Here is a 630-nt window from a genome sequence, read left to right as displayed (position 1 = left end):
GTTTTTATAAACCAAATGTGTAATTTTATTCCATTTTCTTCTTCTAATATATATTCAAAATCTTTTATTGTATTTGAATATATTATTAACCATCCCTCTTTTAACCCTTTTCTTTTTATATATTCTTTTATTTGTTTTTTACTTTTTTCATAATCATTTCCTGTTATGTTTGCTTTTATTTCTATTAAATATTCTTTGTTGTTTAAATTTATCAATAAATCTATTCTTCCTCCGCCTATTTGTGTTTCAGGATATACTTTCCCATCTGCCGCTTCTACATATAATCCAAGAAATTGATCAAGATTGTATTGATATACTCCTTCGTAATAGTTCCTGCCTTTGAACATTACTGCTCCTCGTTCTTTTATGTATCTTATATACCTTTTCATTAATTTGTTTAAATCCAAGCTCCCATCTTCTTTTATATATGGTTTTATTGTATCTTTTATTGTTGCCATATAATTTTTTCTCCATTGATTTGTGGTTTGAATCTTGCATATAATGCTTTGTAATACAACGGCACTTTTACACAGCATATGCCTTCACAATTGTCTATTACTCCGTTTATATATAAGAATTTTATGTTTTCATCATATATATTAAATTCTATATTATTTGGTTCAAATAATA

2 pseudogenes are annotated in these 630 nt (G+C 25.6%); both read right to left on the bottom strand.

Features of this window, described 5'->3' with window-relative positions:
- Positions 1 to 458 (bottom strand): annotated as a pseudogene (locus XO12_RS11165) (transcriptional regulator); the annotation flags it as partial.
- Positions 446 to 630, bottom strand: a pseudogene (locus XO12_RS11435) (transcriptional regulator); the annotation flags it as partial. The pseudogenes XO12_RS11165 and XO12_RS11435, both read right to left, overlap by 13 nt.

Origin of the sequence: Marinitoga sp. 1154, assembly GCF_013363285.1 — a bacterium.
In the GTDB taxonomy this organism is placed as follows: Bacteria; Thermotogota; Thermotogae; order Petrotogales; family Petrotogaceae; genus Marinitoga.
The sequence above is the reverse complement of the archived record's forward strand: the minus strand, read 5'-3'. Positions and strand labels throughout refer to the sequence as shown.